The organism is Burkholderia anthina, from assembly GCF_001547525.1.
Taxonomy (GTDB): domain Bacteria; phylum Pseudomonadota; class Gammaproteobacteria; order Burkholderiales; family Burkholderiaceae; genus Burkholderia; species Burkholderia semiarida.
Map to the genome: position 1 here is coordinate 230117 of NZ_LNJP01000003.1, position 12630 is coordinate 242746.

The following is a 12630-nucleotide window of genomic DNA, read 5'->3' on the forward strand; positions in this document are numbered from 1 at the left end:
CAAGCCTTGTCCGGCGGCGGCCGGTCCGATGCCTACGCAACGAATCTTGCGGCGCAGCAACATCCGCTCGACCGTACCCGTCCGCACATCGGCCCGCGCCTCGTCCGCCTCCTGTCGACCTCACCGGAGCCTGTCTGTGTACCCACCGATCGAACCCTACGCCCACGGCCATCTCGACACCGGCGACGGCCACCGCATCTACTGGGAACGCTGCGGCAACCCGGCCGGCAAGCCCGCCGTGTTCCTGCACGGCGGCCCCGGCGCCGGCTGCGGCCCGGACCACCGCCGCCTGTTCGATCCCGAGCGCTACGACATCCTGCTGTTCGACCAGCGCGGCTGCGGGCGCTCGACGCCGCATGCGAGCCTCGAGAACAACACGACGTGGGATCTGGTCGCCGATATCGAACGCCTGCGCGAAATGGTCGGCGCCGAACAATGGCTGGTGTTCGGCGGCTCGTGGGGCAGCGCGCTGGCGATCGCGTACGCGGAGACCCACCCCGAACGCGTGAGCGCGCTGATCGTGCGCGGCATCTTCACGATGCGTCGCGCGGAACTGCTGTGGTACTACCAGGAAGGCGCGTCGTGGCTGTTTCCCGATCACTGGGAAGACTTCCTCGCACCGATTCCGGAAGCCGAGCGCGGCGATCTGATGGCCGCCTACCATCGCCGGCTGACCGGCGACGACGAAGCCGCGAAACTCGAAGCCGCGCGCGCGTGGAGCATCTGGGAAGGCCGCACGATCACGCTGCTGCCCGATCCCGCGCTCGCCGCGCATTTCGGGGACGGCCACTATGCGCTCGCGTTCGCGCGGATCGAAAACCACTACTTCGTGAACAAGGGTTTCGTCGAGGAAGGCCAGTTGCTGCGCGACGCACATCGGCTCGCCGGCATTCCGGGCGTGATCGTGCAGGGCCGCTACGACGTCGCGACGCCGGCGCGCACCGCGTGGGAGTTGTCGAAGGCGTGGCCGGATGCGACGTTCGAGATCGTGCCCGGCGCGGGGCATGCGTACAACGAGCCGGGGATTCTGGAGGCGCTCGTCGCGGCGACGGACCGGTTCGCTGCGTGATCGACGGAATGCGGCGCGGCGCGTGTCGCCGTGCCTGCGGGCACGCTTACGCGCCGCCGGTCACAACGCGGCTTCGACGATCGTCCGGCCGCTGATCGCCCGTTCGACGAGCTGTTCGTCGCCGACCTTGCGGATCGCGTCGTCGAGCAGCCCTTCCGGTTCCTCGGTCGCCACCTTCAGCAAGCCCGATAGCCCGCGCGCATCGAGCACCACGAGCGTTTCCATCGAATCCGCGCGGCTCACGAGCACGCGCCGAAACGCCGGACCCGCGCCGAAGCTCGCACAAAGCTCGATCGTCTCGTTGCCGAGCGTGTAGTCGAAGTGCTTGATCATGTCCGCCGCCGTTGCATGGAAATGGCGACGCGCGACGGCGCGGCGCCGTGACGTCGACGCACCCGCGCGTGCCGCCGGCGCGCGGGACCTGAGTTCGGACCGTTCGCCAGCACCACCATGCTAGGCGTGCAGTATTAACGAAGACTTAAAGGGTGCGAGCCCCGCCCGGCAGTACCGTCAAGCCGCATCGAGCGGCTCGACCGTCACGCCGACCTTCAGCTCCTGATCCGCGCCGCCGCCGCGGATCACGCCGCGCAGCGGCGTCACGTCGGCATAGTCGCGCCCGACCGACAGCATCACGTAGTCGTCGCCCGGCGCGCGATCGTTGGTCGGATCGAGTTGCAGCCAGCCGCCATCCTCGGGCCACGCCGGATCGTACACGTCGACCCACGCATGCGACGCGTCGGCGCCGATCAGCCGCGGCTGTCCGGGCGGCGGCTGCGTCAGCAGGTAGCCGCTGACGTAACGCGCGGCCAGCCCGAGCGAGCGCAGCGCGCCGATCATCACGTGCGCGAAATCCTGGCACACGCCCTTGCGCAACCGCAGCGCATCGAGTGCCGACGTCGTGATGTCGGTGCTGTTCGGCGTGTACGCGAAATCGGCATGCACGCGCCGCATCAGGTCCCACGCCGCCTGCACGAGCGGCCGTTGCGGCGTGAAGCTCGCAGCCGCGTACGCGGCGAGTTCGGGATCGCACGCTACATGCGGCGACGCGAACACGAACTCGCTTGCCGGGTCGTAAGGCTGCCCCGCGCGGAACCGCAAGCGGTCGCGCACGGCCTCCCATGCGGTGGCATGCGCGGCGTCCGGATTCGCGATCGACGGCGGCGGCTCGCCGCGGGCGCCAAGCGACCACATCGGCGGCGTCACGTGCACCGTGCTGCGGCTGCGCACGAGCAGCGCGTCGTGCGGCTGGTTCAGTGCGAACGACGCGCGCGCGTTGCCGAACGCGTCGATCTCGGTGCAGACCGATTCCGGCGCGGGCTCGATGTCGAGCGAGAACGACAGCACCTGCTGGCGCGGCGTCGCGAGCGGTTGCAGGCGAGCCTGGTGCTGCGCGGATTCGACACGCGCCGCGTAACGGTATTCGGTGTCGTGCGTGACGCGCAGCAACCGGCCCGGCGCGACGGCGGCCGGAGCCGCGGCCGCTGCCTGCCGTGCATGGCCGGCACCGGATGGCGTTTTCGGTGCGCCTTTCGTCGTCACCATAGCGTCCTGCCCGCCTCGCGCACGTGGCTGAAATAGCGCTCGCCGATCCGGTTCGACAGTTCCCACACCGCCTTCACCGTCGTGTCGAGCGCGGCGAGCAGCTTGTCGTGCCGACCGCCTTCGGCGGTCTCGCACAGCTCGTGGAGCGACCACGCGGGTATGTCCGGAACCGTCTCGGCCAGCTCGGACAGCGCGTAGCCTTCGCTGCGCTCGACCTTCGTCAGCCGGCCGCGCAGCGCCTGCACGACCCAGCCGAGCGAACGCGGATTGTCGGTATCGAGCACGACGAGCGACAGCAGCGGCGCGACGTCGAAGCCGCGCTGGAACCGCGAACGGAACGTGATCGTGCTGTCGAACAGTTCCAGCACGAGTTCGAAGCCGTCCTGCCGATGCACGGCCCCTTCGTCGAACGCGAACTTCAGCACGCTGCACAGGAAGTCGAGCCGGTCGATCTGTCGGCCGATCGACAGCAATCGCCAGCCGTCGTCGCGCGTCATGTTGTCGGTCTGCGCGCCGGTGATCGCGCCGAGCAGCAGCCCGAGGCGCTCCAGCAACTGCAGCGCGTCGTTGCCGATCTGCTCCTCGGCTTCCGGCTGCCCTGCGCTGTCCGCGAACAGTTGGGTCGCGTCGTCGATCAGCCGCCACTGATCGCTCGACAGCCGTTCGCGGATCGCGGCCGCCGCGCCACGCATGCCGAACAGGCACGACGCGATGCCCGACGTGCGATCGGCGCCGCGCGTGAGCGACGTCGCCAGCGCGTACTGAAATGCCTGCGGCGCATCGACGGCGTGCGGCGCGTCGGCCGCGACCAGCCCGGTGTCGCGGCACAGCGTGTCGATCAGTTCCAGATGCGCGGGGCTGTCGACGTCGTCTTCGCCGCGCAGCCGCTCGAGCGCGGCGCGCGCGAGGCGCATCAGGTTGGTCGCGCGCTCGGTGTAGCGGCCGAGCCAGAACAGGTTCTCGGCCGCGCGGCTCGCGATCGCGCGCGGCCGCTCGACGAGATCGTCGGGGCCGAGGTGCGTCTGCAGCAGCGTCGTCGAATCGACGATGCCTTCGGTCATCACCCACGTATCGACGGTGCTGCCGCCGCGCGGCATCGGCGCGTTGAACAGCGCGTCGCGCGTGCCGACCCGAGACAGCCCGCCCGGCAGGAGCCGCCAACGCCGCGCGCCGTCCGCAAGCGCGAACACGCGCAGCAACAGCGGCTTCGGCACGATCCGTGCGCTGCCGTTGCCGTCGGGGGCATCGGGCCGCGGCCAGGTCGGCGCCTGCGACAGCGGCAGGTCGGCCTGCACCGTGTAGTGTTCGGGCCGCGCGAGAATCCGCGCGCGCCATTCCGCCAATTGCGCCTGCGTGAGCCGCGCGCCGATCACCGGTTCGAACGCCCCGCCTTCCTGCACGTCGGGCGGATAGGATGCCTTGACGATGCTGCGCGCGAGCTGCGGCAGCGCGTCGTCGCACGCGGCCGCCTCGCCGCACCACCACGAATGCACGGCCGGCAGCGTCAGCGTTTCGCCGAGCAGCGCTTCCGCGAGACGCGGCATGAAGCCGAGCATCGCCGGCGATTCGAGGAAACCCGAGCCCGGCGCGTTCGCGAGCAGCACATTGCCCGCGCGCACGGCCTGCAACAGCCCCGGCACGCCGAGCATCGAATCGGGCCGCAGTTCGAGCGGATCGAGCCACGCATCGTCGACGCGCCGCAGGATGCCATGCACCGGCTCGAGCCCGCTGAGCGTCTTCAGGAATACGCGGTTGTCGCGCGCGGTCAGGTCGCCGCCTTCCACGAGCGTGAGGCCGAGATAGCGGGCGAGATACGCATGCTCGAAATAGGTTGCGCTGTGCGGCCCCGGCGTCAGCAGCACGATCCGCGAATTCTTCGCGGCGGGGCTGAGCGACTGCATGCTTTGCAGCAGCGCGCGATACGCGGATGCGAGGCGCTGCACGCGCAGCCCGCGAAACCCGCGCGGAAAGAGCCGCGACACGATCAGCCGGTTCTCGAGCAGATAGCCGAGCCCGGCCGGGCCCTGCGTGTGCTGTGCGACGATCCGCCATTGGCCGTCGGGGCCGCGCGCGAGATCGAACGCGACGACGTGCAGCCACGTGTCGCCCGGCACGCGTGCGCCGCGCATCGCGCGCAAGTAGCCGGGGTGGCCCGTGACGAGCGCGGGCGGCAGCAGCCCGCGCTCCAGGATCGTCTGCGGACCGTACAGGTCGGCCAGCGTCGCGTCGAGCAGCCGCACGCGCTGCAGCACGCCGCGCTCGATCGCGACCCAGTCCTCCGGTGTGACGATCAGCGGCAGCAGGTCGAGCGACCACGGGCCGACCGCACCGTCGCCGGCGCGCTGCTCGTGCAACTGGTAGAACAGCCCGTTCTCGCGCATGCGCCGGTGCAGTGCATCGGCGCGGCGGTCGAGGTCGGCCACGCCGTCGCTGCCGATCGACGTGAAGAAACTGCGCCATGCGGGCGCAAGCGCAGGCGCGTTCAGGCCGGCCGCGCTGCCGCGCAGTTCGTCGTAACGGCCGGCGGCGGCCGGCGCCGCGAGCGCGGCGGCCAGTTCGGCGGCGTCCGGCTGGGCGCCGGTATCGAAAAGCGTGGGCATCGCGTCGAGGGCGGCGAGATGATCGAGGTCAATGGGCGGCACGATGTCGTTCCGTCGTCAGGGTGCGGCCGCGCACGCGCGCCGCCAGTCGGGCGGCAAGCCGCAGCGCGGAACCGCAATCTGTCCGCATCCTAGCACTCCGGCGGCGTCGCGACCGACCGGCGGGCCCGGAGGTCGCGAACCGCGCATCGTCGTCCTCCCTGTCATCGATCGATCACGGCCGCCGCAAGTCGAGCGTGAACGGAAATTCGCGGCTCGGCGCGGCGGCCGCGACCTCCATCCGCCCCGGCGTGTGGCCGATCTCGACGAAGCGCGCGAGCCGGCGGCTCTCGGCTTCGTATGCATTGATCGGGAACGTCGCGTAGTTGCGCCCGCCCGGATGCGCGACGTGATACCGGCAGCCGCCGAGCGAGCGCTGCAGCCACGTATCGACGATGTCGAACGTGAGCGGCGCGTGCACGCCGATGGTCGGATGCAACGCCGACGGCGGCGCCCATGCCTTGTAGCGCACGCCCGCCACGTATTCGCCGACGGTGCCGGTCGGCTGCAGCGGCAGCGCGCGGCCGTTGACGGTCACCACGTGCCGGTTGTCGTTCAGCCCCGTCACGCGCACTTCGAGCCGTTCGACCGACGAATCGACGTAGCGCACCGTGCCGCCGGGCGCGCCCTCCTCGCCCATCACGTGCCACGGTTCCAGCGCGCCGCGCAGCGACAGCTGCATCCCGTTCACCGCGATCTGCCCGAACAGCGGAAAACGGAATTCGAAGTGCGGCGCGAACCACGCCGGATCGAACGCGAAGCCGGCGTCGCGCAGCTCGGCCAGCACGTCGTCGAAATCCATCCGAAGAAATTCCGGCAACATGAAGCGGTCGTGCAGCGCGGTGCCCCAGCGCGTGAGCGGCGTCGTATACGGCGCGGCCCAGAAGCGCGCGACCAGCGCGCGCAGCAGCAGTTGCTGCACGATGCTCATCCGCGCATGCGGCGGCATCTCGAACGCGCGCAGTTCGAGCAGGCCGAGCCGGCCGGTGGACGAATCGGGCGAATACAGCTTGTCGATGCAGAACTCGCTGCGGTGCGTGTTGCCCGTCACGTCGATCAGCAGGTTGCGCAGCACGCGATCGACGAGCCACGGCGGCATGTCCTGCCCGAACAGCAGCTTGTTGCGCTGGATTTCCGCGAACGCGATGTCGAGCTCGTAGAGCTGGTCGTTGCGCGCCTCGTCGACGCGCGGCGCCTGGCTCGTCGGCCCGATGAAGAGCCCCGAGAACAGGTACGACAGCGACGGATGGTTGTGCCAGTACGCGATCAGGCTCGCGAGCAGGTCCGGCCGGCGCAGGAACGGGCTGTCGGCCGGCGTCGCGCCGCCGAGCACGAAGTGGTTGCCGCCGCCCGTGCCGACGTGCCGCCCGTCGACCATGAACTTCTCGCTGCACAGCCGCGACTGCCACGCGGCGTCGTACAGGAATTCGGTGTGGTCGACGAGTTCGTCGAAGCTCGCGGCCGGGTGGATGTTCACCTCGATCACGCCCGGATCGGGCGTCACCTGCAGCAGCTTCAGCCGTGCGTCGCGCGGCGGCGGATAGCCTTCGAGCACGAGTTTCACGCCGAGCGTGTGCGCGGTCAGTTCGATCGCGCCGAGCAGGTCGAGATAATCCTCGAGCGCGGCGAGCGGCGGCATGAACAGGTACAGGATGCCGTTGCGCACTTCGACGCACAGCGCGGTGCGCGTGATCCACGCGGCCGATTCGAAACGCTCGGGCCGGCGATGCGGGTCCACGGCGCCCGCACGAGCGCTCGCGGCCGCGCCGTCGTCGCGCCACTGCATCACGGTCGGCGCGGACGCTTCGCGATGCACGCCGGCCAGATAGCGCGGCGCGTCGGCCGGGCCCGCGTAGCGGGCGCGCATGGCGGCGGCGTCCGGCAGTGCGTCGCGCGGTGCGAACGGATCGCGCTCGACGAGGTACGGATAGTCGGCGCGGGCCGTCCACGGCAGCGAGTCGAGCGGCAGTCGATAGCCCATCGGCGAATCGCCCGGCACGAGGTACATCCGCTCGTCGCGGAAGAACCACGGGCCCGTCTGCCAGCGCGGCCCGTCGAGACCCGGCGTGTCATCCACCCGCTTCACCGGCAGCACGTAGCCGACCACGCTGTCGAGCTGCTGCTCGAACACCTTGCGCAGCCGCGCGCGCTCGAGTTCGTCGTCGAGGCGCGCGTCGAACGGATCGACGTTGACGGGCAGCCGGCGCTCGCGCCACAGGTAGTACCAGACGTCCTCGTAGCCGGGCCGGATGAATTCGCCGGTCAGGTTCAGCCGCGCGGCGAGCGCATCGATGAAGCGCTTCGCGTCGTCGGTGGTGTACGAGGACGGCTCGCGCTCGTCGGCGAACAGCGAAGGATCCTGCCACACGGGCTGGCCGTCCGCGCGCCAGAAGATCGACAGCGCCCAGCGCGGCAATTGCTCGCCCGGGTACCACTTGCCCTGCCCGAAATGCAGGAAACCGCCGTCGCCGTATTCGGCGCGCAGCCGCTGCACGAGTTCGGTCGCGTAGCCGCGCTTGGTCGGGCCGAGCGCATCGGTGTTCCACTCGGCGCCGTCGCGATCGTCGATCGACACGAAGGTCGGCTCGCCGCCCTGCGTGAGCCGCACGTCGCCGGCGGCCAGCGCGCCGTCGACCTGCGAGCCGAGCGCGAGCACGGCATCCCACTGCGAGTCCGTATACGGCTTGGTCACGCGCGGCGATTCGTACACGCGCGTCACGCTCATCTCGTGCTCGAACGACACCTCGCATTCGTCGATCAGCCCTTCGACCGGCGCCGCGCTCGTCGGCTGCGGCGTACACGCGAGCGGAATATGCCCTTCCCCGGCGAGCAGGCCCGACGTCGGATCGAAGCCGATCCAGCCGGCGCCCGGTAGATAGACCTCGCACCACGCGTGCAGATCGGTGAAATCGACCGACGTGCCGCTCGGGCCGTCGAGCGATTTGACGTCCGGCGTGAGCTGGATCAGGTAGCCCGACACGAAGCGCGCGGCGATGCCGAGATGGCGGCACAGCTGCACGAGCAACCACGCGCTGTCGCGGCACGAGCCGGACGCGAGCTCGAGCGTCTGCGCGGGCGTCTGCACGCCGGGCTCCATCCGCACGAGATAGCCGATGTCGCGCTGAAGCTGCTGGTTCAGCGCGACGAGGAAGTTCACGGTGCCGGCCGGCGTGCGGTCCACACCGTCGAGATACGCGCGAAACAGCGGCGCGGCGCTCGTCTGCGGATCGCACGCGAGATACGGCGCGAGCTCGGTCTTCAGCGCGTCGTCATAGCTGAACGGATATTGCTCCGCGCTCGCTTCGAGGAAGAAGTCGAACGGGTTGTACACCGACATCTCGGCGACGAGATCGATCGTGATCTCGAAGTGCTCGGTGCGCTCCGGAAACACGAGGCGCGCCAGATAGTTCGAGAACGGGTCCTGCTGCCAGTTGATGAAGTGCTGCGCGGGCTCGACCGTCATCGAGTACGCGAGGATCGGTGTCCGGCAATGCGGCGCGGGCCGCAGCCGCACGACCTGCGGGCCGAGGTTGACGAGCCGGTCGTAGCGATAGCGGGTGGTGTGATGCAGCGCGACGTGGATGGACATGGGAGCTCGGGTCGGGTTGGGCCGGCCGCGCACGCCGCGTCGCTGTCGACGCGGCGGCCCGGCATGGCGGATTCGGCGAAAGCGCGCCGCCGGTCAGACGAGTTCCGGCGACTGCACGACGCTGATCTCGACGGCGACGGCCGTCGCACCGAGCCCCGTCACCGGCTGCGCGTCGCGATGGTCGAGGCCGACCGCGATGCGCACGTAGCGTTCGTCCGGGCAACGGTTCATGAACGGGTCGAAGCCGACCCAGCCGAGCCCTTCGACATAGGCCTCGGCCCATGCATGGCCGGCCGGCTGCTGCGTCAGCGACGCGGCTTGCGGCTGCGCGCCGAGCGCCGCCTGCGGCTGCCCTTGGGATTGCGATTGCGATTGCGACTGCGATTGCGACTGCGATTGCGCGGCATGCGACGCGCCGAGCGCCTGCTGCATGCCGTCGCCGCTCTGCAGCGCGAGCGCCGCCTCTTCCTCGACGTCGCCCGCATGCTGCTTCGAATCGGCGATGCGCTGCATCGCGCTGTCGGCCAACACGTAGCCCGAGATGTAGCGCGCGGGGATCTTCAGCACGCGTGCGGCCGCGATGAACGCGTGCGCATGGTCGCGGCTCGTGCCCTCGCCGCTTTGCAGCGCGGTTTCCGCATCGACGGGCGCATCGGTCGCCAGGTTCGGCGCGTATGCGATGCGGCCGTGCACTTCCGTCATCAGCCAGTGCAGTGCGTCGAGACCGTGCGGCTCGATCGGCAGCGCGTCCGTGAGCGCGCGCACGGTGTCGCCCGCCTTCGTGAGCGCGGTCTCGCGCTCGAAGATCCACGGCGGCGCATAGCCTTCGGAATTGCCGAGAATGCCCGCGCGGTCCTGCGTCTCGACGACGCCGGCCGCCACGACCACGATCTCGTCCTTCGCGCCGCGATCGTGGCGCACGAGGTCGATCCGGTTGCCGAGCCCGTCGGCGTACGACAGCGTCGGCTCGACGCCGTCGATCGTGACCTGCCACGCGCGCACCGTCTGCCCGGGGCCGGATTGCGGGCGCAGCCGCAGCCGTTGCAGCGCATGGCTGGCTTGATCGTCGAACCGATAACGCGAAATGTGTCGAATGGCGAGTCGCATGGCAAGCCTCAGTCGAAGTTGTAAGCCTGGGCGATTTCGAGCCCGAGGCTGTTGTTGCGGCCGATGAAGTCGGTCAGGAATTCGTGCAGGCCGCTCTTGAAGATCCGCTCGACCGAGGTATCGGACAGCAGTTGGAGGATCTTCGTGGCCGTGTCGTGACACGGGTGTGTCACGCCGTAATCCTTCGCGAGCAGGTTCAGGCTCGACACGACGCGCCCGTAGCAATAGCGCAGCGAACGCGGCATGCGGCCGTTCAGGATCAGGTAGTCCGCGATGTTGAGCGGCTTGTACTGCACGTCGTACACCCAGCGGTACGAACGATGCGCGGCCACGCAGCGCAGGATCGTCTCCCACTGGTAGTTGTCGAGGATCGTGCCCACGTGCGACACCGACGGCAGCAGCAGGTGGTACTTCACGTCGATGATCCGCGCGGTGTTGTCGGCGCGCTCGATGAATGCGCCGATCTGCGCGAAATCGAAGATCTCGTTGCGCAGCATCGTGCTGTAGAAGCTGCCGAGGATCAGCGCGGTTTCGCGCTTCACTTCGTCGAGCACGGCCGGCAGCTCGCTTTCAGGCACCGGCTGCGCGAGCGCGCGGCGCAGCGCGAGCCACGCGCCGTTCACGCTTTCCCACGCCTCGCGCGTGAGCGCCGTGCGCACCATCCGCGCGTTCGAGCGCGCGGCTTCGATGCACGACAGCACGCTCGACGGGTTGTCGCGGTCGCGCAGCAGGTAGTCGGTCACGGTATCGGCCGCGTACGCGTCGTATTTCTGCCGATAGCCGTCGTCGGCGCCCGAGCTGACGAGCACCGACGACCATTCGGCCGGCGCGTCGGCCGTGCGCGTGAGCGCCATCCGCAGCCCGGCATCGACGATGCGCGCGATGTTCTCCGCGCGTTCGATATAGCGGTACATCCAGTAGAGCCCGCTTGCAGTACGTCCCAGAAGCATCTCGTGTCCACTCCGTCTTCGTTCGGTTCGCGCGCCGGCTCCGGCGCGCGCGGTCGCGTCCGGCTCAGTCGGCCAGCACCCAGGTGTCCTTGGTGCCGCCGCCCTGGCTCGAGTTGACGACGAGCGATCCCTCCTTCAGCGCGACGCGCGTGAGCCCGCCCGGCGTGATGCGGATCCGGTCCGACACCAGCACGAACGGCCGCAGGTCGACGTGGCGCGGCGCGAGGCCGGCGTCGGTCAGGATCGGCGTCGTGGACAACGCGAGCGTCGGTTGCGCGATGTAGTTCGCGGGACGGGCGCGCAGCTTCGCGGAAAACGCGTCGAGTTCGGCCTTCGACGCGCACGGCCCGACCAGCATCCCGTAGCCGCCCGAGCCGTGCACTTCCTTCACGACCAGTTCGTCCAGGTGCTCGAGCACGTACTTCAGGCTGTCGGCCTCGCCGCAGCGCCAGGTCGGCACGTTCTCCAGCAGCGCCTTGCGGCCCGTGTAGAACTCGACGATCTCCGGCATGTACGAGTAGATCGCCTTGTCGTCGGCGATGCCGGTGCCGGGCGCGTTCGCGATCGTGATGTTGCCCGCGCGGTACACGTCCATGATGCCGGCCACGCCGAGCACCGAATCGGGGCGGAACGTGAGCGGATCGAGGAACGCGTCGTCGACGCGGCGATACAGCACGTCGATCGGCTGGAAGCCTTCGGTCGTGCGCATCGCGACGCGGCCGTCGATCACCTGCAGGTCGCTGCCCTCGACGAGGTGCACGCCCATCTGGTCGGCGAGGAACGAATGTTCGTAGTACGCGGAATTGTGGATGCCGGGCGTGAGCACCGCGACGGTCGGGTTGTCGGTGTTGCCGCCCGGCGGGCACACGGCCGCGAGCGACTGGCGCAGCATCTGCGGATAGGTTTCGACCGGGCGCACCTTCACCTGCTGGAACAGCTCCGGAAAGAGCTGCATCATCGTTTCGCGGTTTTCCAGCATGTACGACACGCCGGACGGCGTGCGCGCGTTGTCCTCCAGCACGTAGAACTCGTTCTCGCCGGTGCGCACGATGTCGACGCCGATGATGTGCGTGTAAACGTTTCCGGGCGGCCGGAAGTCGATCATCTCCGGGATGAACGCGTCGTTGTGCGCGATCAGGTGCTTCGGCACGATGCCGGCGCGCACGATTTCCTGGCGGTGGTAGATGTCGTCGAGGAACGCGTTGAGCGCCATCACGCGCTGCTCGATGCCGAGCGACAGCCGGCTCCACTCCGCCCCCGAGATGATGCGCGGGACGATGTCGAACGGAATCAGCCGCTCCGCGGCCTCCGCGTCGCCGTAGACGGCGAACGTGATGCCCGTCTTGCGGAACACGCCTTCCGCATCGTGGGCCTTCTGGGCGAGGCTCGCGGGATTCTGCGTGTCGAGCCATTGCTTCAGGCGCGCGTAAGGCGCCCTTACCATGTCGCCGGATTGCAGCATTTCATCGAATGGCTTCATCGATTTTTTCTCCATCGATCGTTTTCCCCGGCATTGCGCATGCCGGACCGGCGTAACCAATGCTTTGCAAGGAACGTGCCGTGTCCGCTCCCGTCGATATCCCCCTGTTTTTGCGCCGCGCCGGGCACGCCCGCGCCACGTTTCGCACCACAACGGTGCATCGCCGACGCGGCGCGCACTCGCGGTGCGCCGCCGACGCGCATGGCCGATGCTGCGCCGCATCCGACGAACATAGTTCTCCCGCGTGTCACGGA

At 69.3% G+C, this 12630-nt stretch carries 8 protein-coding genes; 1 reads left to right on the forward strand and 7 read right to left on the reverse strand.

The window, feature by feature from the left end; translation table 11 throughout:
• Positions 1–136 precede the first annotated feature (136 nt).
• The gene (gene pip, locus WS64_RS21385; RefSeq protein ID WP_059639302.1) at positions 137–1069 is read left to right on the forward strand and encodes a prolyl aminopeptidase; all 933 of its coding nucleotides are present in this window, start codon (positions 137–139) and stop codon (positions 1067–1069) included.
• A 60-nt stretch (positions 1070–1129) separates the two neighbouring features.
• Here the strand turns inward: pip and WS64_RS21390 are convergent, their stop codons facing one another.
• The 7 genes from WS64_RS21390 to WS64_RS21420 form a co-directional block, all read right to left on the reverse strand.
• Entirely contained in the window at positions 1130–1402 is a 273-nt protein-coding gene (locus tag WS64_RS21390; protein ID WP_059582375.1) for a hypothetical protein, read from the reverse strand.
• A gap of 177 nt (positions 1403–1579) precedes the next feature.
• Positions 1580–2611: a transglutaminase family protein gene (locus WS64_RS21395; RefSeq protein ID WP_059639301.1), complete on the reverse strand. Its 1032-nt coding sequence runs from the start codon at positions 2609–2611 to the stop codon at positions 1580–1582.
• The gene (locus tag WS64_RS21400) at positions 2605–5211 is read right to left on the reverse strand and encodes a circularly permuted type 2 ATP-grasp protein (protein ID WP_060967637.1); all 2607 of its coding nucleotides are present in this window, start codon (positions 5209–5211) and stop codon (positions 2605–2607) included. The genes WS64_RS21395 and WS64_RS21400 overlap by 7 nt, the downstream gene beginning before the upstream one ends.
• A gap of 214 nt (positions 5212–5425) precedes the next feature.
• On the reverse strand, positions 5426–8839 hold the full coding sequence (locus WS64_RS21405) for a transglutaminase family protein (RefSeq protein ID WP_060967638.1): 3414 nt from the start codon (positions 8837–8839) through the stop codon (positions 5426–5428).
• 93 nt (positions 8840–8932) lie between these two features.
• Complete coding sequence (locus WS64_RS21410; RefSeq protein WP_060967639.1) at positions 8933–9946, reverse strand: transglutaminase family protein; 1014 nt, start codon at positions 9944–9946, stop codon at positions 8933–8935.
• 8 nt (positions 9947–9954) lie between these two features.
• The gene (locus WS64_RS21415; protein WP_059582387.1) at positions 9955–10896 is read right to left on the reverse strand and encodes an alpha-E domain-containing protein; all 942 of its coding nucleotides are present in this window, start codon (positions 10894–10896) and stop codon (positions 9955–9957) included.
• Positions 10897–10960: 64 nt separating this feature from the next.
• The gene (locus WS64_RS21420) at positions 10961–12376 is read right to left on the reverse strand and encodes a circularly permuted type 2 ATP-grasp protein (RefSeq protein WP_059582390.1); all 1416 of its coding nucleotides are present in this window, start codon (positions 12374–12376) and stop codon (positions 10961–10963) included.
• Positions 12377–12630 lie beyond the last annotated feature (254 nt).